This window comes from Variovorax sp. Soil_C_19, assembly GCF_057657255.1.
In genome coordinates this window covers 392745-411900 of the sequence record NZ_JBDGIV010000002.1, presented here as the reverse complement: position 1 = coordinate 411900, position 19156 = coordinate 392745, and the positions used below count along the sequence as shown (strand labels likewise).

Annotated in this window: 20 protein-coding genes; 9 read left to right on the top strand and 11 right to left on the bottom strand. The window is 68.1% G+C overall.

Annotated elements, in window-relative coordinates:
• Positions 1 to 225: 225 nt before the first annotated feature.
• On the top strand, positions 226 to 1887 hold the full coding sequence (gene ettA, locus AC3A6R_RS06390; protein WP_487864034.1) for an energy-dependent translational throttle protein EttA: 1662 nt from the start codon (positions 226 to 228) through the stop codon (positions 1885 to 1887).
• On the opposite strand, the gene AC3A6R_RS06385 is transcribed toward ettA, so the two are convergent.
• Positions 1880 to 2302 carry a MerR family transcriptional regulator gene (locus AC3A6R_RS06385; RefSeq protein WP_487864033.1) on the bottom strand — a complete coding sequence of 141 codons (423 nt, stop codon included), beginning with the start codon at positions 2300 to 2302 and terminating at the stop codon, positions 1880 to 1882. The two genes, ettA and AC3A6R_RS06385, sit on opposite strands and share 8 nt — an antisense overlap.
• Positions 2303 to 2356: 54 nt before the next feature.
• On the opposite strand from AC3A6R_RS06385, the gene AC3A6R_RS06380 reads away from it, so the two are divergent.
• The gene (locus AC3A6R_RS06380; protein ID WP_487864032.1) at positions 2357 to 3280 is read left to right on the top strand and encodes an alpha/beta fold hydrolase; all 924 of its coding nucleotides are present in this window, start codon (positions 2357 to 2359) and stop codon (positions 3278 to 3280) included.
• A gap of 744 nt (positions 3281 to 4024) precedes the next feature.
• Here AC3A6R_RS06380 and AC3A6R_RS06375 read toward each other — a convergent pair.
• The 4 genes from AC3A6R_RS06375 to AC3A6R_RS06360 are packed head-to-tail and all read right to left on the bottom strand — an operon-like array spanning position 4025 to position 7357.
• Positions 4025 to 4456, bottom strand: coding sequence for a carboxymuconolactone decarboxylase family protein (locus AC3A6R_RS06375; RefSeq protein ID WP_487858198.1), 432 nt, complete (start codon positions 4454 to 4456; stop codon positions 4025 to 4027).
• Positions 4362 to 4865 (bottom strand): MerR family transcriptional regulator, encoded by a 504-nt coding sequence (locus tag AC3A6R_RS06370; protein ID WP_487864031.1) that lies wholly within the window; start codon positions 4863 to 4865, stop codon positions 4362 to 4364. Before AC3A6R_RS06370 ends, AC3A6R_RS06375 begins: the two co-directional genes overlap by 95 nt.
• Before the next feature lie 34 nt (positions 4866 to 4899).
• Positions 4900 to 6294: a TAXI family TRAP transporter solute-binding subunit gene (locus AC3A6R_RS06365; RefSeq protein ID WP_487858196.1), complete on the bottom strand. Its 1395-nt coding sequence runs from the start codon at positions 6292 to 6294 to the stop codon at positions 4900 to 4902.
• 7 nt (positions 6295 to 6301) lie between these two features.
• Entirely contained in the window at positions 6302 to 7357 is a 1056-nt protein-coding gene (locus AC3A6R_RS06360) for a P1 family peptidase (protein ID WP_487864030.1), read from the bottom strand.
• Positions 7358 to 7398: 41 nt separating this feature from the next.
• Here AC3A6R_RS06360 and AC3A6R_RS06355 point away from each other — a divergent pair, with 41 nt between their 5' ends.
• The gene (locus tag AC3A6R_RS06355; protein ID WP_487864029.1) at positions 7399 to 8694 is read left to right on the top strand and encodes an NAD(P)/FAD-dependent oxidoreductase; all 1296 of its coding nucleotides are present in this window, start codon (positions 7399 to 7401) and stop codon (positions 8692 to 8694) included.
• A 14-nt stretch (positions 8695 to 8708) separates the two neighbouring features.
• Here AC3A6R_RS06355 and AC3A6R_RS06350 read toward each other — a convergent pair whose 3' ends face one another.
• The 4 genes from AC3A6R_RS06350 to AC3A6R_RS06335 are packed head-to-tail and all read right to left on the bottom strand — an operon-like array spanning position 8709 to position 11087.
• Positions 8709 to 9176 carry a DUF411 domain-containing protein gene (locus AC3A6R_RS06350; RefSeq protein WP_487864028.1) on the bottom strand — a complete coding sequence of 156 codons (468 nt, stop codon included), beginning with the start codon at positions 9174 to 9176 and terminating at the stop codon, positions 8709 to 8711.
• A 20-nt stretch (positions 9177 to 9196) separates the two neighbouring features.
• Entirely contained in the window at positions 9197 to 9427 is a 231-nt protein-coding gene (locus tag AC3A6R_RS06345) for a hypothetical protein (RefSeq protein WP_487864141.1), read from the bottom strand.
• Positions 9428 to 9477: 50 nt separating this feature from the next.
• On the bottom strand, positions 9478 to 10500 hold the full coding sequence (locus AC3A6R_RS06340; RefSeq protein ID WP_487864027.1) for a glycerophosphodiester phosphodiesterase: 1023 nt from the start codon (positions 10498 to 10500) through the stop codon (positions 9478 to 9480).
• The gene (locus AC3A6R_RS06335; protein WP_487864026.1) at positions 10497 to 11087 is read right to left on the bottom strand and encodes a DUF1439 domain-containing protein; all 591 of its coding nucleotides are present in this window, start codon (positions 11085 to 11087) and stop codon (positions 10497 to 10499) included. Before AC3A6R_RS06335 ends, AC3A6R_RS06340 begins: the two co-directional genes overlap by 4 nt.
• Positions 11088 to 11209: 122 nt before the next feature.
• On the opposite strand from AC3A6R_RS06335, the gene AC3A6R_RS06330 reads away from it, so the two are divergent.
• On the top strand, positions 11210 to 12133 hold the full coding sequence (locus AC3A6R_RS06330; RefSeq protein WP_487864025.1) for a DUF72 domain-containing protein: 924 nt from the start codon (positions 11210 to 11212) through the stop codon (positions 12131 to 12133).
• On the opposite strand, the gene AC3A6R_RS06325 is transcribed toward AC3A6R_RS06330, so the two are convergent.
• Positions 12105 to 12545 carry an OsmC family protein gene (locus AC3A6R_RS06325; protein WP_487858189.1) on the bottom strand — a complete coding sequence of 147 codons (441 nt, stop codon included), beginning with the start codon at positions 12543 to 12545 and terminating at the stop codon, positions 12105 to 12107. The two genes, AC3A6R_RS06330 and AC3A6R_RS06325, sit on opposite strands and share 29 nt — an antisense overlap.
• Before the next feature lie 259 nt (positions 12546 to 12804).
• On the opposite strand from AC3A6R_RS06325, the gene AC3A6R_RS06320 reads away from it, so the two are divergent.
• From AC3A6R_RS06320 to AC3A6R_RS06305, 4 genes are read left to right on the top strand one after another with little or no spacing between them, the layout of a single operon-like run.
• On the top strand, positions 12805 to 13275 hold the full coding sequence (locus AC3A6R_RS06320; RefSeq protein WP_487858188.1) for a VOC family protein: 471 nt from the start codon (positions 12805 to 12807) through the stop codon (positions 13273 to 13275).
• 16 nt (positions 13276 to 13291) lie between these two features.
• Positions 13292 to 14503: an acyl-CoA dehydrogenase family protein gene (locus AC3A6R_RS06315; RefSeq protein ID WP_487864024.1), complete on the top strand. Its 1212-nt coding sequence runs from the start codon at positions 13292 to 13294 to the stop codon at positions 14501 to 14503.
• Positions 14504 to 14518: 15 nt separating this feature from the next.
• Positions 14519 to 15076 (top strand): flavin reductase family protein, encoded by a 558-nt coding sequence (locus AC3A6R_RS06310; protein WP_487858186.1) that lies wholly within the window; start codon positions 14519 to 14521, stop codon positions 15074 to 15076.
• Positions 15077 to 15102: 26 nt separating this feature from the next.
• Positions 15103 to 16404: an MFS transporter gene (locus AC3A6R_RS06305; RefSeq protein ID WP_487858185.1), complete on the top strand. Its 1302-nt coding sequence runs from the start codon at positions 15103 to 15105 to the stop codon at positions 16402 to 16404.
• Between the two features lie 9 nt (positions 16405 to 16413).
• Here AC3A6R_RS06305 and AC3A6R_RS06300 read toward each other — a convergent pair whose 3' ends face one another.
• Positions 16414 to 17193, bottom strand: coding sequence for a TetR/AcrR family transcriptional regulator (locus AC3A6R_RS06300; protein ID WP_487858184.1), 780 nt, complete (start codon positions 17191 to 17193; stop codon positions 16414 to 16416).
• Between the two features lie 208 nt (positions 17194 to 17401).
• Between AC3A6R_RS06300 and AC3A6R_RS06295 the strand changes: the two genes are divergently transcribed.
• Positions 17402 to 19117 (top strand): long-chain fatty acid--CoA ligase, encoded by a 1716-nt coding sequence (locus tag AC3A6R_RS06295; RefSeq protein ID WP_487864023.1) that lies wholly within the window; start codon positions 17402 to 17404, stop codon positions 19115 to 19117.
• Positions 19118 to 19156: the final 39 nt, after the last annotated feature.

Sequence of the window (19156 nt, the reverse complement as noted above, 5' to 3'; positions counted from 1 at the left end):
GTGACCTGAGCCTACCCATGCCTTTCGGGCGCGGCGGCCAGCAGAAGCAGGGGAATCGGGGGTTTTTCACGAATGCCTTTGCGAAAATGCAAAGGTGCTGCCATCAGCAGTCAGGTTTTTTCAATTGCGGCCAAATCAGGGCTGCACGGCGGGGCCGCCGGGGCCTCCAGCAGGCGCCCGGCATAATTTGCCCCAAGCTCCAACCGATTTTTCACCACACACACCATGGCTCAATACGTCTATTCGATGAACCGTGTCAGCAAGACCGTGCCGCCAAAGCGGCAGCTCTTGAAAGACATTTCCCTTTCCTTCTTCCCCGGCGCCAAGATCGGCGTGCTCGGCCTGAACGGCTCGGGCAAGTCCACGCTGCTCAAGATCATGGCGGGCGTCGACAAGGAGTTCGAGGGCGAGGCACTGCCCATGCCGGGGATGACGATCGGCTATCTGGAACAGGAACCCAAGCTCAACCACGAGCACACGGTGCGCGAATCGGTTGAAGAGTCGATGGGCGCAGTCTTTGCGGCCAAGGCGCGCCTCGAAGAGGTGTACATCGCCTACGGTGCCGACGACGCCGACTTCGATGCGCTGGCGGCCGAGCAGGCTGAACTCGAAGCCATCATCGCGACCGCTGGCACCGATTCCGAACATCAACTGGAAATCGCCGCCGACGCGTTGCGCCTGCCGCCGTGGGACGCCAAGATCGGCCTGCTGTCGGGCGGTGAAAAGCGCCGCGTGGCACTGTGCCGCCTGCTGCTGTCCAAGCCCGACATGCTGCTGCTCGACGAACCGACCAACCACCTGGACGCCGAATCGGTCGAGTGGCTCGAAGTGTTCCTGCAGCGCTTCACGGGCACCGTGGTGGCCATCACCCACGATCGCTATTTCCTGGACAACGCGGCCGAGTGGATCCTGGAAATGGACCGCGGTCGCGGCATTCCGTGGAAGGGCAACTACAGCACCTGGCTCGAGCAGAAGGGCGAACGCCTGGCGCAGGAGCAGAAGAGCGAAGAAGCCCACGCCAAGGCCCTGAAGAAGGAACTCGAGTGGTCGCGCCAGAACCCGAAGGCACGTCAGGCCAAGAGCAAATCGCGCCTCGCCCGCTTCGAGGAGCTGAGCGACATGGAATACCAGAAGCGCAACGAGACCCAGGAAATCTTCATTCCGGTGGCGGAACGCCTGGGCCAGCAGGTGTTCGAGTTCCACAACGTCAGCAAGTCCTTCGGCGACCGCATGCTGATCGACAATCTGAGCTTCACCGTGCCGCCGGGCGCGATCGTCGGCATCATCGGCCCGAACGGCGCCGGCAAGTCGACGCTGTTCAAGCTGCTCGCGGGCAAGGAAAAACCGGATTCGGGCGAGGTCGTCATCGGCCAGACCGTGAAGATGGCCTTCGTCGACCAGCACCGCGACGAACTCGCCAACAACAAGACCGTGTGGGAAGACATCTCGAACGGCCTGGACATCATCAACGTCGGCAAGTTCCAGATGGCCAGCCGCGCGTACGCGGGCCGCTTCAACTTCAACGGCGCCGACCAGCAGAAGAAGGTCGGCACGCTGTCGGGCGGTGAACGCGGCCGGCTGCACCTGGCCAAGACGCTGATCGCGGGCGGCAACGTGCTGCTGCTCGACGAACCGTCGAACGACCTCGACGTGGAAACGCTGCGCGCGCTGGAAGACGCGCTGCTCGAGTTCGCTGGCACGGTCATGGTCATCAGCCACGACCGCTGGTTCCTCGACCGCATCGCTACCCACATCCTCGCGGCCGAGGGCGACAGCCAGTGGACCTTCTTCGACGGCAACTACCAGGAGTACGAAGCCGACAAGAAGAAGCGCCTGGGCGAAGAAGGCGCCAAGCCCAAGCGCATGCGCTACAAGGCCCTCAAGTAGCTCGTGCGCGGCCGCTTGCCTTTGCGAGCGGCCGATGAGGGGACGCTGGGCGCCGTTGCGCGTACCGCGAGCAGTCCTCGCATCGCGTGGTGAGGTCGTGCCGGCAACTTCTTACGTGCGAGAGGAACGCCTGCGCGGCGTCCAGTTCCTGCTTCTGCCGCCGGATCGCCTGCAGCCTCCTGTCGATCACCTGCGCGCGCTCATGCTCGCCGCGGTGAAGAACACTGCGGATTTCGGCAAGGCTGAGGCCCACTTCCTGGCAGGCGCACACGATGCGCAGGCGCTGCAGGTGTTCATCGCCGTAGTCGCGATGGCCTGCGTCGGTGCGGCCCGGGACCACAACACCCTCGTCTTCCCAATGGCGAAGCACGTGGGCGGCGACGCCGATTTCTCTTGCGGCTAGACCGATCTTCATCGGCCGATGGTACCGCTTGACTTCAGGTCGACCTGAAGTTCCAGAATTGGTGCCATGCATCACACCCATGACCTCACGCTCCCTCGGTCCATGCCGGTCGAGATCGACGATGCGATCGTCGCCACCTATGTCGTCGCGCCGCGAGCAGCGGCCCTGGGCGATGTCGTGATCTGCCACGGCACGCCGTTCTCCGCGGCCGTCATGATGCCTGCCGCCCGACTTCTCATGGCCGCCGGCTATCGCGTCTTTCTTTGGGACATGCCCGGCTACGGCGCTTCCATCGGTCCTGCCGGCCAGATGGCCGATCTTCGGCGCCAGGGGCGTCGCCTTGCCGCGCTTCTGGATCACTGGGGGCTTGCCGAACCGCATGTCATTGCGCACGACGTCGGCGGTGCCGTGGCGCTCGGCGCACACCTCCTGGCGCAGCGTGATTTCGCGTCGCTGTACCTGTTGGATGCCGTCACGCTGGACCCTTGGGGTTCGCCGTTGTTCCGGCTCCTGGCGCAGAACCAGAACGTCTTCGCCGCACTGCCGCCGCGCTTTCACACCGCCATCGTGCGCGAATACATCGCGGGGGCGAGCGCCGCCTCGCGCGGCGCTGCGGATTGGGTCGATGCGCTCAGCCGTCCGTGGACGACCGAGGCAGGGCAGGCCGCGTTCTATCGTCAGATGGCACAGCTGACGCCCGAACACACCAGGCCCTTGGCCGCTCGACTGGGTGAGGTTCGTTGCGCGACACGCATCGGCTGGGGCGAGGATGATCCATGGCTGCCCGCTGCACAGGCCGCCGAACTGGCGTCGAGGCTGCCTGGTGACGTTGCGGTCACCGTGTTTCCGGGCGCCGGACACCTGGTCCCGCTGGAAGCCCCTGAAGCCTTGGTCGATGACTTCCTGGCGTCGCTGCCGGCCGCTCCAGCCGGAAGGCCGCGTTCGTCCCCCACGTGGCGACCAGCAGATGGCCGTCGGGCGTGCGGGTGAGCCCTACCGGGCTCGCGAGGCCGTCCGCCAGCACGGTGCGGCGGCCCTCGCGGTCGATGCGGCTCACCGTCGTGCCGCCATAGTCGACCACGTACGCGGCGTCGCTTTCTCGGTCTGCGACGATGCCGGGCCCCGGACTGCGCAGCCCATCATGGATGGTTCGTGCGCTTGCGCGTGCGCCGGGTCCGGCCAGCGAGATGCCGCCCGCGATGTTGCTGACCATCAACTCGCCGCTCGGCAGCTCGACCGCGCCGACCGGCGTCTGCAAGCCTTCGGCGACGACGTCGATCGTGCCGTCGGGATGCGCCGCGAGGATCTGGTGGGTGCGGCGGTTCGCGATCAGCAGCCGGCCCTTGCTGTCGAAGCTCAGGCCCGCCGGTGTCGCCAGGCCGCGCACGAACACGCTCTGCCTGCCGCCAGGCGTGAAGCGCCACACCAGGTCCTCGTTGTAGGAGGCCACGAAGATGTCGCCGGAAGGGCCGATGGCCAGCCCGCTCGGTCCGCTCAGGCCCGATGCGAACACCTTGCGGGTGCCGTCTGGTGCGAAGCGCAGCACGGTGCCGGCCGACCAGTTCGCGACATGCAGATGGCCTGCCGCGTCGTAGGCCATGCCGACCGGGGATGCCAGACCGGCATGCAGGGGCCGTGACGCGAGCGTCCAGGCCGGCAGGGCGGGCGCGTCCATTGCGGGCGCAAGCAGCGCCAGACCGAGCAGCGGCAGGCGCACGCGGAAATCACGGTGCTTCATGCAGCCTCCTCCAGTTCGGTCTGCGCGGCGAACACCTCGCGCGCGGCTGCCAGCCCGTTCAAGGCGGCCGGAAAGCCCGCGTACACCGCCATCTGCATGATGGTCTCGATCACTTCGGTGCGCGTGACGCCGACATTGAGCGCACCCTGGATATGCACCCGGAGCTGCGGCGCGGCATTGCCCATGGCGGTGAGCGCGGCCACCACGGCGATCTCGCGCGAGCGCAGGTCGAGGCCGGGGCGCGAATAGATGTCGCCGAACGGAAACTCGATCAAGAGGCGAGCGAAGTCGGGTGCAATGCCGGCCAGGCTCTCGACGACCTTGACGCCGCCCTCACCGTCGATTTCGTGGAGCTTCGCCAGTCCGCGCCGGTAGCGCAGGTTGTCGTGGCCGTCGTGGTTCGCGTCGCTGGATTGAATGTCTGTCATCGCTCGTCTTTCCTTCGGGCGCGGTGCCCGGTGACGAGGAACGCTTCCTGTCGATGGCGCGGTAGTGCGCGATCTTGAGCGACAGCGCCTGTGTCGATTGCTGCAGCGCCGCCACCTTGGCCTGGACCTCGGCAAGATGCCGTTCGAGCATCTCGCGCCGTTCCCCGACACTGGCGTCCCCCTGGCTTCGAAGCCTGGCGAAGGCCCGCATGCCCTGGATGGGCATGCCGGTCTCGCGCAGGCGCAACAGGAAAGCCAGCCAGTCGAGGTCGGCGCTCGCATAGCGGCGCTGGCCACCCGGTGCGCGGGGCACCGCGGCGATCAGTCCGATTCGCTCGTAGTAGCGCAGCGTGTGGGCCGTGAGGCCGGTGCGCTGTGCGACTTCCGCAATGGTCAGGCTGGCTTCCATGGCGGGAATTCTCGAAGTTCGAGCGCGCTCGAAGTCAAGCGCTTTCTGCAGGCCCTGCGGCCGCTGCCGCGCGCGGCGCGAAGTCGCCCGGCTGCGGCCAGCGCATCTGCACCCGCTTGCGCACCGTGTGGATGTTGTTGCGCAGCGCATAGAGCTCGTCGGCGTACGAGAGCGGAACGGCCACCTTGTTGACGACGCGGTCGAGTTCCTCGAGTTCTTCGAGCAATTCCTCGCGCTCGCCCTGGCGCGTGTCGACCTTGGTCTCGATGTCGCGCAGGCGCGCATACCAGCGGAACACACGCCGCCTGACGCGGAACTGGTAGAGCGGCGGCACGACCCGGCTCAGCGGCAGCATCAGCACCAGCAGGCCGCCGAGCACGAGCCACATGCGCTCGATCAGGTTGCTGGCCCAGAAGGGCAGGTAGCGCTGCCAGAACGGCGGCGTGCCGTTGATGGCGCGGTCGCCCTCGGGGCTCACCGGCAGTTCGCTGGTGCGCGTGTTCGGAAAATCGCGCGCGCGGTTGAACCAGCCGGCGTCGCTGTGCACGCCCTGCGCGGCTTCGGCGAACAGCTGCCGCAGGGCGGAATGGGTTTCCTCGCGCGATAGCAGCGAGGTGGTGGCGGCCAGCAGTGTCACGTCCGAGGGCGGCAGTTCGCGCGCGAGATCGACCACGCCGCGCGGCAGCGTGACCGCCGAGAGAAACGGAAAGCGCCGCGAGTAGGCGTCGGCCTGGCCGAAGTCCATCAGCTTGATGTCGCTCGCGCGCAGCAGCCGCTGCACCTGCGGCGATTCGGGCGCCGAGGCGAGCACGATGACGTCGAGCAGCCCGGCCTGGAGCGCCTCGGTGGCGGCGGCCTGTTCGAGGTTCGACAGCTGCAGCGCGTCGGCCTCGACGTGGTTGGCCCTGAAGAGTCGCTCCATGATCTCGGGCAGGCCGCTGCCCGCCATGTCGACGTTCACGCGCAGGCCGCGCAGTTGCGCGAGCGAGGTCAGCGTGCCGGTCTTGCGGTCGACCTTCTGCGCGGAGTCGGCGCGGTAGAAGAGCCAGATCGGTTCGAAGAACAGGCTGCCGAGCGAGGTAAGCCCGGCTTCCTCGTCGGCCACCGGATCGGCGCTCCCGCCGCGCACGAAAGCCACGTCGGCACCACCGTTGCGCAGCAGGTCGAGGTTCTCCGATGAGCCCGAGGTCGCCTTGAGCTCGACCTCGATGCCGCTCGCCTTGAGTGCCTCGGCATAGCGCTTGCCGAACTGCGAATAGGCGCTGCCGCTCGGCCCGGTGGCCAGCGTCACATGCCGCGGCGGCTGCGGATCGAGCCACCAGTAGGCAGCGATCAGCACGCCGATCACGAGGAAGACGACGGGACCGGCGGAGGCGATCAGGTCGCGGATCGACAGCAGGATCAGCTTCAATGTCTTGGGCATGGCCATGGCGGGATCAGTCTTTCGTTGCGGCCGCAAGGTCGGCCGCGGAAGGGAAGTGCAGCGCGCCGACCGTGACCGCGCGCGCGGCCAGCACGGCGCGCAGGGTGGCGCGCGCCACGACCTCGGCGGCCATGGTGCCGAGCACCGTCATGCCGGGCCGGGTACCGGCATCGGGTCCGTCGATGGGCACGCGGCCGGTGGCAAGCGCGAACAGCGTGTCTCCGTCGCTCATGGTGTGTACCGGGTTGATGGCGCGCGCCAGGCCGTCGTGCGCCACGCTGGCCAGGCGGTTGGCCTGCACCTTCGTGAGCACCGCATCGGTCGCGACCACGCCGATCGTGGTGTTGGTGCCGGCGAGCAGCGGCCGTGGCAGCTCGCCGCGCAGCAGGGCGCGGCGGGTGTCGCGCAGTGCATGGCCGTCTTCGGTGCGCGCGCCGGCCACCGGCTGCGCGGTGTCGGGGTCGATCACGTCGCCGAGCGCGTTCACCGCGATCAGCGCGCCCACCGTCACACCGCCCACCGTGACCGAGGCCGTGCCGATGCCGCCCTTCATGGCGCTGTGCAAGCCGAACAGCTTGCCGACCAGGGCGCCGCTGCCGGCGCCCACGTTGCCTTCGGCCGGCGCCGTGCGGTTTGCCGCCTCGCACGCGGCGTAGCCCGCCTCGGCATCGGGGCGGATGCGCGCATCGCCGAGCGGCAGGTCGAACAGCACCGCGGCGGGCACGATGGGCAGCGTGCCGAAACGCACGTCCAGCCCGACCCCACGTTCCTCGAGCCAGCGCATCGCGCCGTCGGCCGCGGCCAGGCCCCAGGCGCTGCCGCCTGCAAGCACGATGCCGTGCACCTGCTGCACCAGGTTGCCGGGCGAGAGCAGGTCGGTCTCGCGCGTGCCGGGCGCGGCCCCGCGCACGTCGACACCGGCCACGGCGCCTTCGCGCGCGAGGACCACGGTGCAGCCGGTGGGGCGGCGGGTGTCCGAGAAGTGGCCGACCTCGATGCCGGCGACATCGGTGATGGCGCCGGAGGACGGCGCAGCCGGCGAGGAGTGTGCGGGGGACGGAACGGGCATGGCGGCCGATTATGGGCTGCACACCCTCTACGATCAGCGTCATGACAGTTGCAAGAAGTTTCTCCACGCCCGCCGTCCTGCGCCATGCCGTCGTGATCGGCGCCGGCGCGGTTGGCAGCGCCACCGCCATCGAGGCCCTGCGCGCGGGGCTGCGCGTGACCGTGATCGAGCCTGGCGAACCCGGCGGTCCCCACGCGACGAGCTACGGCAACGCGGGCTGGCTGTCGTCGCATTCGGTGGTGCCGCCCGCGCTGCCCGGTGCCTGGCGCAAGGTGCCGGGCTGGCTCGCCGATCCGCTCGGGCCGCTGGCCGTGCGCTGGCGCCACCTGCCGCGCGCCTTGCCATGGCTGCTGCGCTATCTCGCCTCGGGCTGGACCGAGCCGCGCGTGCAGCGCACCGCCGACGCATTGCGCACGCTGCTTGCCGACGCTCCGGCCCTGCATGCACAACTGGCCGCCGAGGCCGGCGTGCCGCAGCTCATCGAGCAGCGCGGCCTGCTGCATGCCTACCGCTCGCGCGAGGAGTTCGAAAGCGATGCGCTCGCCTGGCGCGTGCGTGCGCGTACGGGCGTGCAATGGGAGGAATGGCCAGCGGCGGAACTGCGGCAGCGCGAGCCCGACCTCGCCGAGCGCTACACGCTCGGCATCTTCGTGCCCGAGGCGGGTCACTGCCGCGATCCGGGTGCCTACGTGGCCGCGCTCGCGCGCCATGCGCAAGCCGCAGGTGCCGAGCGCGCCGCCACGCGTGCCACGGGTTTCCGCATCGAGGGCGGGCGCCTGCGCGCGGTGCAGACCGAGGCCGGCGAGATCGAATGCGACGCTGCGGCCATCTGCGCCGGCGCGCGCTCGGGGCCGCTTGCGGCGGCCGCGGGCTCGGCGGTGCCGCTCGAATCGGAGCGCGGCTACCACGTGGTCATCGAAGGCGCCACTGCCGGCCCGCGCACGCCCACGATGGCGGCCGACGGCAAGCTCATTGCGCACTGGATGGACGGCGGCCTGCGCGCTGCCGGCCAGGTCGAGATCGGCGGGCTCGAGGCCGCGCCCGACTGGCGCCGGGCCGAGATCCTGCGTCGCCACCTGCTGTCGATGTTTCCCGCGGCGGCGGCGCAGGCCGGTGATGTCGCGGTGAAGCACTGGCTCGGCCATCGGCCCAGCCTGCCCGATGGCCTGCCGTGCATCGGGCCTGCGGCGGCCAGCCGCGATGTGGTGCTCGCCTTCGGGCATGGCCACGTCGGCCTGTGCGGCTCGGCGCGCACCGGCCGGCTGGCGGCGCAACTGCTGGCGGGTGTTGCGCCAGAGATAGCGCTCGACGCCTTCAGCCCGGCGCGCTTCGGCTGACCGGTGCCGCTGGATCAGCGGTAAGTCTGGTAGACCCGGCTGCGTCCATCGGCCTGCACCAGCAGCACCTCGTAGGGATCGCGCCGGCCGCCATAGGCGGGGCCATCCATGCCGGGCGAGCCGATCGGCATGCCGGGCACCGCAAGGCCGATCGCCTTCGGTTTCTCCTGCAGCAGCCGGCGCACCTCGCGGGCCGGCACATGGCCTTCGAGCGCGTAGCCGCCGACCCGGCCGGTGTGGCACGAACCGAGCGCCGTCGGAATGCCGAGCCGCGCGCGCGCGGCGCCATTGCCGTCGTCGTGCACGCGGGTCGCGAAGCCGTTCGCCTCGAGGTGCGCAACCCAGTCCTGGCAGCAGCCGCAGTTCGGGTCTTTCCATATCTCGATCATTGGCGCGGCGGCCGCGGCGGAAAGCGGCCAGGTGGCGGTGGCGCCCAGCGCGATCACAGGGGCGGCGCGCAGCAAGAGGGTGCGTCGTTGCATGGCAGGTTCTTTCGGAAACATCAGTCGATGAGTTGCGCGCGGGCCTTGTCGACCCACACCTGCAGGTTGTCGAGCAGGTCCTTCTGGCTGAAGGAGCAGCTTTCCTCGCTGAACAGCGCGCTCGATTCGAGCCTGTCGAGCAGGTTCAGCAGCACGTCGCCATAGCGCGGCGGCAGGCCCGCGAGCAGTTCGGTGCTGGCGCGGGCTTCGCCCGAGAACGCGGCGACCGAGCCGCCGCTGTCCCTGCGCAGCGCCTCGACCTGCGCGGCGATCGCGCCGAGCTGCCGTACTGCCTCGGCGTTCACGAAGCGGCCTTTCCGGGCGGCGGCAGCGACAGGCCGCGCTCGCGCATCAGGTCGCGCAGCACGTCGGGGTAGTCGGTGATGATGCCGTCCACGCCCCAGTCCATGAGCCGCAGCATGTCGGCCCGCTGGTTCACGGTCCAGGGCAGCACCTTCATGCCGAGGCCCTGCGCTTCGCGGACCGCCGCGGCCGTGAGGTCGGCGTGCGCCGGCGACCAGCTCACGGGCCCCGGCGAGGCGCCCGCCGCGGCCTTCACGAGCTGCGGCGTCGAGGCGAACGCCGCGGCATCGAGCCCGGCTGTCCAGCGGCGGTCCTTGAGCGTGCGCGCGGAGCTCAGATAGGCGCGCGGCAATTGGGGCGCAAGCTGTCCGACCAGCGCGAGCGTGCGCCAGTCGAAGCTCTGGACCGTCACGCGGCCGCCCATCTGCGCGTTGTCGATCTCCGCGAGCAACGCGCGCACCATCGGTTCCGGGGCGGCGGTCTCGTCGGGCCGTGTCGGATCGATCTTGGTCTCGATGTTGAAGCGCACCGTGGCGGCATGCGCGCCGCGCGCACGCACCAGGTCGAACACCGCGGCCAGCGTCGGAATGCGCTCGCCGTCGCGCGGCAGCTGCAGCGCGAACTGCTTGCCGTAGTTGCTCGCCGGGTTGAGGCGGCCCACGTCGTAGGCCTGCAGTTGCGCGGCCGTGAGCGCGCGGACCGCGGGCCCGCTCTTCGGCGCGAGCCAGGCGCCGTTCGCGTCGCGCGTATGGTCGGGGTTGAGGCGGGTGTCGTGCGAAACCACGACCACGCCGTCGGCGGTGAGGCCGATGTCGAGTTCGAGCGTGGTCACGCCGAGGTCGAGTGCGTTCGAGAACGCGGCCAGCGTGTTCTCGGGTGCCAGGCCGCGGCCGCCGCGGTGGGCCTGCAGGTCGAAGTGCTGCTTGGCGTGGGGCATGATCGCCGCGCAGCCCGCGGCCAGCATCGCGCCGGCCAGGCAGGCCGCGACGATGGCACGCGGCTGGAAGAAAAGGGATGTCATTTGAGCTGTACCTTGATGCCGTCGTCCTGGACCGTGATGTCGCCGATCTCGTAGGTCTTGCGCCCGACCGTGAGCTCTTCGGCCGTGAAGCTGCGCAGCACCTGTCCGTGGAGCAGCTCCTGCGCCACCAGCGCTCCGATCTTCTGCAGCCGTTCCGCATCGCGGCCTTGCACGCCCTGCAATTCCAGACGTTCGGCCTTGGGCTGGTCGAGTCGCAGGGCGCGCGCCGCCGCGTCGTAGCGCAAGGCGCTGCTGACCGACACCAGGCCCTGCACCGGCGAGGCCGCCAGCAGCGGGCTCGCGATCGTCAACATCGCCGTGATGGCGGCGCGGTTGCTGCGTGCATCCAGGCCCAGCTGCGGATCGCGCAGGCCGACCATGAAGATCTCGGCATAGCGTTCGGCCACCGGAAAGCGCTTCGCGATCTGCGCCTGCAGCTCGTCGCGGGTCGCGGTGTATTCGCTCGTGAAGAAATTGAAGCCGGCCAGCGCCGAGAGCGGCAGCGGCAGGGCCGCGGAGGCACCCAGGGCGCGCAGCAGCCGGCGCCGGGATGGGGAATGCCGAAGAGAAGAAGGAGGGGTCTGCATACGTTCCGGAGCTTGCCACAGGCTGTGCGGTTCCCCCATTGTCGCGGCCGCCGGGCGGCCGGCCTGGCGACAGGGCATCTTCCTACGTGCACCCGCCGCCAGCCGAACGACAACGGCGAACCATGCAAGGCGAGACGCGGATCGGGATTTCGGGCTGGCGCTATGCGCCGTGGCGCGGCCGTTTCTACCCCGAGGGCCTGGCCCAGCGGCAGGAGCTCGAGTTCGCCTCGCGCATGCTGCCCACGATCGAGATCAACGGCTCGTTCTATTCGCTGCAGCGCCCCGCGTCTTACCGGGCATGGCATGACGCAACCCCCGACGGCTTCGTGTTCGCGGTGAAGGGGCCGCGCTACCTCACGCACATCCTGCGCCTTAAGGATGTGCGCACGCCGCTCGCCAACTTCCTGGCGTCGGGCGTGTTCGCGCTCGGGGCCAAGCTGGGGCCGATGCTGTGGCAGCTGCCGCCCACGTTCTCGTTCGACGCAGAGCGGCTCGACGACTTCTTCTCGCTGCTGCCGCGCAACGGCCGCTCGGCGCTCGCATTGGCGCGGCAGCACGACGACAAGGTCGAGGGTCGCGCCTTCCTCGAGGTGCCCGCGCGGCAGCGCCTGCGGCATGCGGTCGAGGTGCGGCATGCGAGTTTCGAGAACCCCGAGTTCATCGCCTTACTGCGCCGTCATGGCGTGGCGCTGGTGGTGGCCGACACCGCGGGGCGCTGGCCCCTGCTCGAGGACCTGTGCACCGATTTCGTCTACATGCGGCTGCATGGCGACAAGGAGCTCTACGCCAGCGGCTACGACGACGCGGCACTCGACCGCTGGGCTGCGCGCATCGATGCCTGGCGCCAAGGTCGCCAGGTGAAGGACGCACGGCTCGCGGGCCCGCACCGCGGCGCGGGACGGAAGCCGCGCGACGTGTACTGCTACTTCGACAACGACGTGAAGGTGCATGCACCCTACGACGCCGCGCACCTCGCGGCACGCCTCGGCGTCGCGACCGGCCTCGGCGACGCGGCAATCAGGCCGAAAGCGTCGCCTTCAACGTGATCTCGGGCACGCTCGCGAGCGCCTTCGACAGCGGGCAGCCGGTCTTTGCTGCGGCGGCGATCTGCTGGAACTTCGCCTCGTCGAGCTGGGGCACGGCCGCGTCGAGCTCGAGCGCGATGCGATCGATCTTGAAGCCTTCGCCGTCCTTGGCCAGTCGCACGGCGGCGCGCGTGTCGATGCGGGTGGCCGTGAGCCCCTCTTTCTCGAGCGCGAAGGCAAAGGCCATCGTGAAGCACGCCGCGTGCGCCGCGCCGACGATTTCCTCGGGGTTGGTGCCGCGCCGGTCGTCCTCGAAGCGGCTCGCGAAGCCGTAGGGATAGTCCTTGAGTGCACCGGTCTCGGTGCTGATCTGGCCCTTGCCGGTCTTGCCGGCGCCTTCCCAGCGGACGCTCGCGTGCTTTTCTGCTGCCATGGGGTTCCTCTGATTCGAAGTTGAGAAGGCTCCTGTATCGCTCGAACAGCCCCGGCTGTCTGTAGTCGCGCATCTGGCCCGATCTCGGCCGATCGACCGGACTCATGCGCCCGAGGGTTTCTCCCAGGCTTGCAGACGCCCGCGGGCGCGATGTACTATTTATCAAACGATCATTTAAGACAATGGCTTACGGCTCTGCATGCGCTGAACCATTCTCGTAAATGACAATTTATTGATTGATCATTTGTATTGGAGCCCTATGCCCGTTAGAAAACTGGGTCACTACTCGGTCAGAACATCGAAGCTCGAAGCCTCGAAGAAGTTCTATGTCGAGATCCTTGGCCTGCGCGAGGGTTATCGACCCCGCCTCGACTTTCCCGGTGCCTGGCTCTACCAGGATGAAGATGAACAGGACCATGGCGTCGTGCATCTGATCGGCACCGCCGGCGACGGGAGTGGCCTTGCCGCCTACCTGGGCGCGAGGAAAGATGACGAACTTGGCACGGGCGTGATCGACCACCTTGCCTTTCTCGCCGACGGCCTTGAGGAATTCCGGGAAAGGCTGGAGGCTGGCGACATCAGCTACCGCGAACGAGCGGTGCCGGGCCTGGGCCTGCACCAGATGTTTCTCGAAGATCCGTCGGGCATCACGATCGAACTGAACTTCCCCGTCGAAACCCTCGAGTCGACCCGATCCTTTCCTGACCCCGCAACCACCCAGCCATCTTGAGCAAGGAGAAAGTGCAATGGACTACCCGGTAAAGAACGCGAGCAGCCATCTCGAAGGCGCCGAACTGGTGGCGAGGGCGCGGGAGATGATCCCGTTCCTGCGCGAGATGGCGCCGATGACCGACGCGATGCGCCGACCGCCCGAAGAGACGCGGCTGCGGCTCAAGTCTTCGGGGGTGGCCCGCCTGTGGCAGCCCAGGCGCTATGGCGGGGCCGAAGGTGGCTTGGTCGAAGGCGCCGACATCTTGCGGGAGGTTGGCCACGGTTGCGGTTCGACGGCGTGGATCCTGGCGCAGAACCTGCAGCACAACCTGATGCTCGCCAACTGGCCAGAGCAAGCCCAGGACGAGGTCTGGGGTCGCGCGCCCGACGCGCTCCTGAGCGGCATCCTGATTCCCGGCATCGGCAAGGCGGTGAAGGTCGACGGCGGCTACCGGCTGACGGGGCGCTGGCCCTTCGTGAGCGGGGTCGAGATCGCCGACTGGGTGATCTTCACCGGCGACTGCATGGTGGACGATTCGGGCAAGCCGAAGGAACTGCATTTCGTCGTGCCGCGCAACGAGATCACGGTCCTGGACACCTGGTACACGATCGGGCTGCGTGGTTCGTCGAGCCATGACGTCACCTTCTCCGATGTCTTCGTGCCCGAGCACAGGGCGGTCGGCATGGACGACCTCAAGGGAGACGGCCGCAGCCCCGGTTCGAAGCTCAACACGAGCTGGCTGTACAAGGCGCCGCCGTACGCGATGTTCGGCTGCTTCATCGGATGCGCCCCGCTCGGCATCGCGGAAGCAGCGGTCGAGTACTACCTCGAGAACGCACGCAAGCGCGCTTCCACCATGTCGGGCAGCAATGTCGCGAGCTTCACGACACAGCAGGTCAAGGTGGCGCAAGCCAGGACCGAGGTGCTGGCCGCGCGCCAGCTCATCTACTCGGTGCTGGCGGAAATCGAAGTGCTCTACAAGGGCGGCGGCAGCGCGAGCGTCGAGGACAGGACGCGGTACCGGGCCATTGCCACCTACGCCGGAAAGCTCGCAGCATCGGCGGTGAACCTCGTGCTCGAAGCCGGCGGCGGCGGCGTGATCTACGAGCGCAACCCGATATCGCGCTGCGCAGTGGACATGACGGTGGCCAATCGCCACATCACGCAGAACTGGGATGTCAACGCGTCGACGTACGGCCGCGTCCTGCTCGATCTCCCGTGCGGTGTCGAGGCGCTCGACGACTAACGGAAGGAAGATCAAATGCTTCAGACATTCCCGTCCCGGACCGCGTGCGAGGTGCCTTGCGCGCGGGATGCAGAGCCGGTCTCCAAGGAATCGTTCCTGTCGGCCATGCGCCAGGCAGCGTCGCCGGTCTGCGTGGTCACGACCATGGCCGACGGCCAGCGCATGGCACTGACGGTCAGCTCGTTCCTGTCCGTTTCCGCCGATCCGCCTTTGGTGTCGGTGTGCATCAACCGGAACAGCCGCATGTGCAGCGCCATGACGGCGACCGGATCATTTGCCGTGCACATCCTCGCCGACGACCAGGCGCACATTGCCGACATGTTCGCGGGACGGCCGCGATCGGGCGAACCCTACGATTTCTCTTGCGTCGAATGGATCAGCCAGGGCGCGGGGCGTGAGCCGCTGATGGCCGGCGGCGCCATCTCCGCCGAGTGCTCGGTGGTGTCGACCACCGATGCCGGGTCGCACCGGCTCTTCATAGCGGCGGTGAAGAACCTGTTGACCAGCGAGAGAAGGCCGCTCCTCTTCTGGAACAGGCTCTACACATCGCCGTCCGCGGTCGCAGGCGCCTGACCTGAACCGCGCGGCCCGGCGCTTCGATGCCGGAATGCCGCAATAACGCTTCAGCCCTTTGCAGGCGCACTCGTGGCGCCTGCAGGGCCGAGCCATGCCTGAATCTTCAACAACGGCGAGAGAGCATCATGAAAAATCGTTGGGCCGCACTGGCAATCATCTTCATTGCGTTCCTGCAGTTCACGCTGAACTGGTTCTGCATCGTTCCGGCGTTCGGCGAGATCGCGAAAGAGATGCAGCTGTCGTTTGCGCAGGTGGGCGTCATCGTGGGCACCTTCATCGCGGGATACGGCATTGCGCACATTCCCGGCGGCTGGCTGGCGGAGCGCTATGGCATGCGCAACGCGATGCTCTTCGGGATCGTGGTCGAGACGATCGGCGCGGCCGTCTCGGCCTGGGCGCCGTCCTACGAGATCCTTCTGGCGGGGAGGCTGCTTTGCGGCGTCGGCGGCTCGGTCTTCATCGGCAGCGCCATCGGTCTTACCGCCGCCTGGTTTCGCGGCAAGGAGCTCGCCACGGCCAACGGTGTGATCCAGGGCGGGGCCTTCACCCTGGGCGCCGCCATCGGCCTGTTCGGCTGGGGCCCGGTCGTTGCATCGCTCGGTTGGCGGGAGGGGTTGGCGATCGGGGCAGGCATCGGCCTGGCGACGCTGGTCTTCGTGCTGGCACTCTTTCCCACGCCACCGAGCGGGAGCGGCGATGTGCTCGAGGGCCATCACCTGGGCAAGAACTCGCTGCGCCGCGTCTTCGGCAATCCGACGCTCTGGGTCATGGGGCTGGCACTGCTGGGCGCGTACGGCAGCTACTTCAGCGCTGCGCAGCTGTTGCCGCACTACGCGCAGACGACGCTGAACGTCGACGCCTCCGTGGCCGAAGGCATCGGTGCCATCCTGATGTTCAGCGGCATTGCGGGTGGGTTCATCGGGGGGTGGCTGTCCGACCGCGCATTCGGGCTGCTTCCCACCTTCGTGGGCGCCTGCGCGGTCGAAGCGCTCATGTTTTTCCTGATCCCTCACCTGGACCTGCTGGGCCTCCAGATCGCTGCCGCTGTCATCGGGGCTTCACTTATCGCCGCATTCGTGCCGTGGGTGTCCATTCCGGGTGAGCGCGACAGCGGCTTCCTGATCTCCGATGTACCGACGGCGATCGGGCTGATGCTGAGCATCGTTGCCGTCGGTGGCGCCACCGTCCCGCCGTTGTTCACCATGATCGCGGACGGCTGGGGGTTCGACACCGCCTGGGCTTTCCAGGGCGCCATCACGATCGGCTTTGCATTCCTGGCTTTTCTGTCCAGGCCCAAGCGGGCGGTCCGGATCAAGCCGGCCTGAGCGCTAGGATCAGCGCTTGCCGGTGTCGGAGCCGGCAAGCGCTGCGGCGCGACCGGTCGTGGAAGAGGGGTGATCTCTCGCGATCTCGCGTGAGCGCTTCAGCACCTGCGGTGCGCCCAGCAGGAAGCTGTCGACGCGCATGTCGATCACCCGATCGATGCTCTTGGGCACCGGAAGCGCATAGATCCACTTGCGCACGCCGATGTAGAACACCCCCGAGTGCATGGACCAGATCAGGTCGATCTCGTCCTCCAGCTCTTCCTCGCTGGTGGGCTCCGGGATGCCGTATTCCTTGCGCATCTCGCGCGCGATCACCAGGAAGTGTCGCTCCCGCAGTCGAGCGACATAGCGCTGGTTGATGCCTTCGCGCGAGAGGCCCGCCGAAATGAAGATGCGGACCCAGTCGCTCTTCAACACGAAGCGCGCATAGTCCTTCAGGTAGCGCTTGAGCCTGGCGGCCAGCGGTTGCGTGCTGTCGGACAGCCAGTCTTCCCAGACCGGATCCCATCTGCGCACGAACACTTCGTCGTAGACGCGCTCGACCAGCGCTTCCTTGGTCGGAAAGTAGTTGTAGAGCAGCGGCTGGGTGATGCCGAGCGCGCGCGCGATCTCGTGCGTGCTCGCGCTGAAGCCGCGTTCCGCGAAAACCTGGATCGCCTTCTGCACGATCTGCTGCTCGCGCGCCTCTTTCGAAAGGCGAGGCGTGCCGGTCCCCTTCTTGCCATCCGCGGGGATCTTGCGCGGGCTTTTTTTGGCGGGGGAGGTCGGTCCTGCTTCGTTTGCTTTCATTCCAGTCTCTGTAGGGCGCGTGCGGCTGCGGCCGGTCCGGTTCTAAGTCCTTTTTCGCAGTGTAGCGGCGCACTTGCGCCATGCCGGAAACGCGACGGCGTCGCCAAGGTGACGCCCCCGGGGGCTTCCCCGATGGGCGCGGCGCGCGGCTCGGCTTAGGCTGCGGCCTGCCTTTTTTCCTTGTCTTCTTTTCCCCGCCCGACCGACCATGCAAACACGCCCGCACCACGCGTTCTGGCCCAAGCGCCTGCCGCATTCGATCACCGTGCCCGCCACCTCGCTGTGGCACAACCTGGCGACTTCGGCGGCGCGCTACCCGGACAAGGCGGCGCTGGTGTTCTTCGGCCGGGTGACGTCGTACCGCGAGCTGGCCGACCAGGTCGAGCGCCTGGCCGGTGCGCTGCATGCGCTGGGCGTGAACCGCGGCGACCGCGTGGTGCTCGGCATGCAGAACTGCCCACAGCTCGTGGTGGCGCACTTCGCGATCCTGCGCGCCAACGCGGTGGTGGTGCCGGTCAATCCGATGAACCGCGCCGAGGAACTCAAGCATTACATCGTCGATCCCGACGCCAAGGTGGCCATCACCACCGGCGATCTCGCGGGCGAATTGGCGAAGGCGAGCAATGCGCTGCCGCCTGAGGAGCGGCTGGCCCACCTTGTGGTGACGCAGTTCACCGATGCCTTCGACGCCGACGCGGGCGGCGACGACGCGCCCGCGCCGGCCTGGAAGGACTGGCTCTGCACGCGCCATGCGCTGCCCGAACTCGACGGCGGCCAGGTCACGGCCTGGACCGATGCGCTCGCGGCCGGCCATGCCGCGCCCGCGCACGTGGTGGGCGCCGACGACATGGCGCTGCTGCCCTACACCAGCGGCACCACGGGGCTGCCCAAGGGCTGCGTGCACCACCACTCGAACCTGATGCACAACGCGGTGGCGGGCCAGCTCTGGGGCCAGGCGACCTCCGAGGCGGTGGTGCTAGCGGTGGTGCCGATGTTCCACATCACGGGCGTGGTGAGCATGATGCACACCGCGATCCTCGCTGGAGCCACGCTGGTCGTCATGCCGCGCTGGGATCGCGAGGTGGCCGGGCGCCTGATCTCGCGCTGGAAGGTCACGAGCTGGACCAACATCCCGACCATGGTGATCGACCTCATGGCCAGTCCCAATTTCGCAGGCTACGACCTCTCGAGCATGAACTACATCGGCGGCGGCGGTGCCGCGATGCCGCAGGCCGTGGCGCAGCGCCTGTTCGAGCAGTACGGGCTCAAGTACCAGGAAGGCTACGGCCTCACCGAAACCGCCGCGCCCTCGCATACCAATCCGTCGGACCATCCCAAGCAGCAGTGCCTGGGCATTCCGTTCATGAGCACCGATGCGCGCGTGGTCGACCCCGACACGCTGGCGGAACTTCCGGTCGGCGAATCGGGCGAGATCATCATCCGTGGGCCGCAGGTGTTCCAGGGATACTGGAAGCGCCCCGACGCAACGCGGGCGACGTTCGTGGAGTTCGAGGGCAAGCGCTTCTTCCGCTCGGGCGACATGGGCCGCATGGACGAGGACGGCTACTTCTTCATCACCGACCGGCTCAAGCGCATGATCAATGCGAGCGGCTTCAAGGTCTGGCCGGCCGAGGTGGAACTGCTGATGTTCCGTCATCCGGCGATCCAGGAAGCCTGCGTGATCTCCACCAAGGACAGCTACCGCGGCGAGTCGGTGAAAGCGGTGGTGGTGCTGCGCCCCACGCACAAGGACACCACCGAGCAGGAGATCATCGACTGGTGCCGCGAGAACATGGCGGTCTACAAGATCCCGCGCAAGGTGCAGTTCGTCGACGCGCTGCCCAAGAGCGGCAGCGGCAAGGTGATGTGGCGGCTGCTCCAAGAGGACGAGAACGCCTCGGCCACACCCGCCGCCGCCGCGTAACAGGCGGTTCGCAGGCGCGGCCCCGGGCGCTTCGCGCGG

Bases quoted from the DNA above. Each gene is read 5' to 3' on its own strand.
- AC3A6R_RS06335 (WP_487864026.1), bottom strand. From the start codon at position 11,087: ATGCAGACCCCTCCTTCTTCTCTTCGGCATTCCCCATCCCGGCGCCGG.
- AC3A6R_RS06330 (WP_487864025.1), top strand. From the start codon at position 11,210: ATGCAAGGCGAGACGCGGATCGGGATTTCGGGCTGGCGCTATGCGCCG.
- AC3A6R_RS06315 (WP_487864024.1), top strand. From the start codon at position 13,292: ATGGACTACCCGGTAAAGAACGCGAGCAGCCATCTCGAAGGCGCCGAA.
- AC3A6R_RS06320 (WP_487858188.1), top strand. From the start codon at position 12,805: ATGCCCGTTAGAAAACTGGGTCACTACTCGGTCAGAACATCGAAGCTC.
- AC3A6R_RS06325 (WP_487858189.1), bottom strand. From the start codon at position 12,545: ATGGCAGCAGAAAAGCACGCGAGCGTCCGCTGGGAAGGCGCCGGCAAG.
- AC3A6R_RS06305 (WP_487858185.1), top strand. From the start codon at position 15,103: ATGCCGGAATGCCGCAATAACGCTTCAGCCCTTTGCAGGCGCACTCGT.
- ettA (WP_487864034.1), top strand. From the start codon at position 226: ATGGCTCAATACGTCTATTCGATGAACCGTGTCAGCAAGACCGTGCCG.
- AC3A6R_RS06295 (WP_487864023.1), top strand. From the start codon at position 17,402: ATGCAAACACGCCCGCACCACGCGTTCTGGCCCAAGCGCCTGCCGCAT.
- AC3A6R_RS06385 (WP_487864033.1), bottom strand. From the start codon at position 2,302: ATGAAGATCGGTCTAGCCGCAAGAGAAATCGGCGTCGCCGCCCACGTG.
- AC3A6R_RS06375 (WP_487858198.1), bottom strand. From the start codon at position 4,456: ATGACAGACATTCAATCCAGCGACGCGAACCACGACGGCCACGACAAC.
- AC3A6R_RS06365 (WP_487858196.1), bottom strand. From the start codon at position 6,294: ATGGCCATGCCCAAGACATTGAAGCTGATCCTGCTGTCGATCCGCGAC.
- AC3A6R_RS06370 (WP_487864031.1), bottom strand. From the start codon at position 4,865: ATGGAAGCCAGCCTGACCATTGCGGAAGTCGCACAGCGCACCGGCCTC.
- AC3A6R_RS06340 (WP_487864027.1), bottom strand. From the start codon at position 10,500: ATGACATCCCTTTTCTTCCAGCCGCGTGCCATCGTCGCGGCCTGCCTG.
- AC3A6R_RS06380 (WP_487864032.1), top strand. From the start codon at position 2,357: ATGCATCACACCCATGACCTCACGCTCCCTCGGTCCATGCCGGTCGAG.
- AC3A6R_RS06300 (WP_487858184.1), bottom strand. From the start codon at position 17,193: ATGAAAGCAAACGAAGCAGGACCGACCTCCCCCGCCAAAAAAAGCCCG.
- AC3A6R_RS06360 (WP_487864030.1), bottom strand. From the start codon at position 7,357: ATGCCCGTTCCGTCCCCCGCACACTCCTCGCCGGCTGCGCCGTCCTCC.
- AC3A6R_RS06350 (WP_487864028.1), bottom strand. From the start codon at position 9,176: ATGCAACGACGCACCCTCTTGCTGCGCGCCGCCCCTGTGATCGCGCTG.
- AC3A6R_RS06310 (WP_487858186.1), top strand. From the start codon at position 14,519: ATGCTTCAGACATTCCCGTCCCGGACCGCGTGCGAGGTGCCTTGCGCG.
- AC3A6R_RS06355 (WP_487864029.1), top strand. From the start codon at position 7,399: ATGACAGTTGCAAGAAGTTTCTCCACGCCCGCCGTCCTGCGCCATGCC.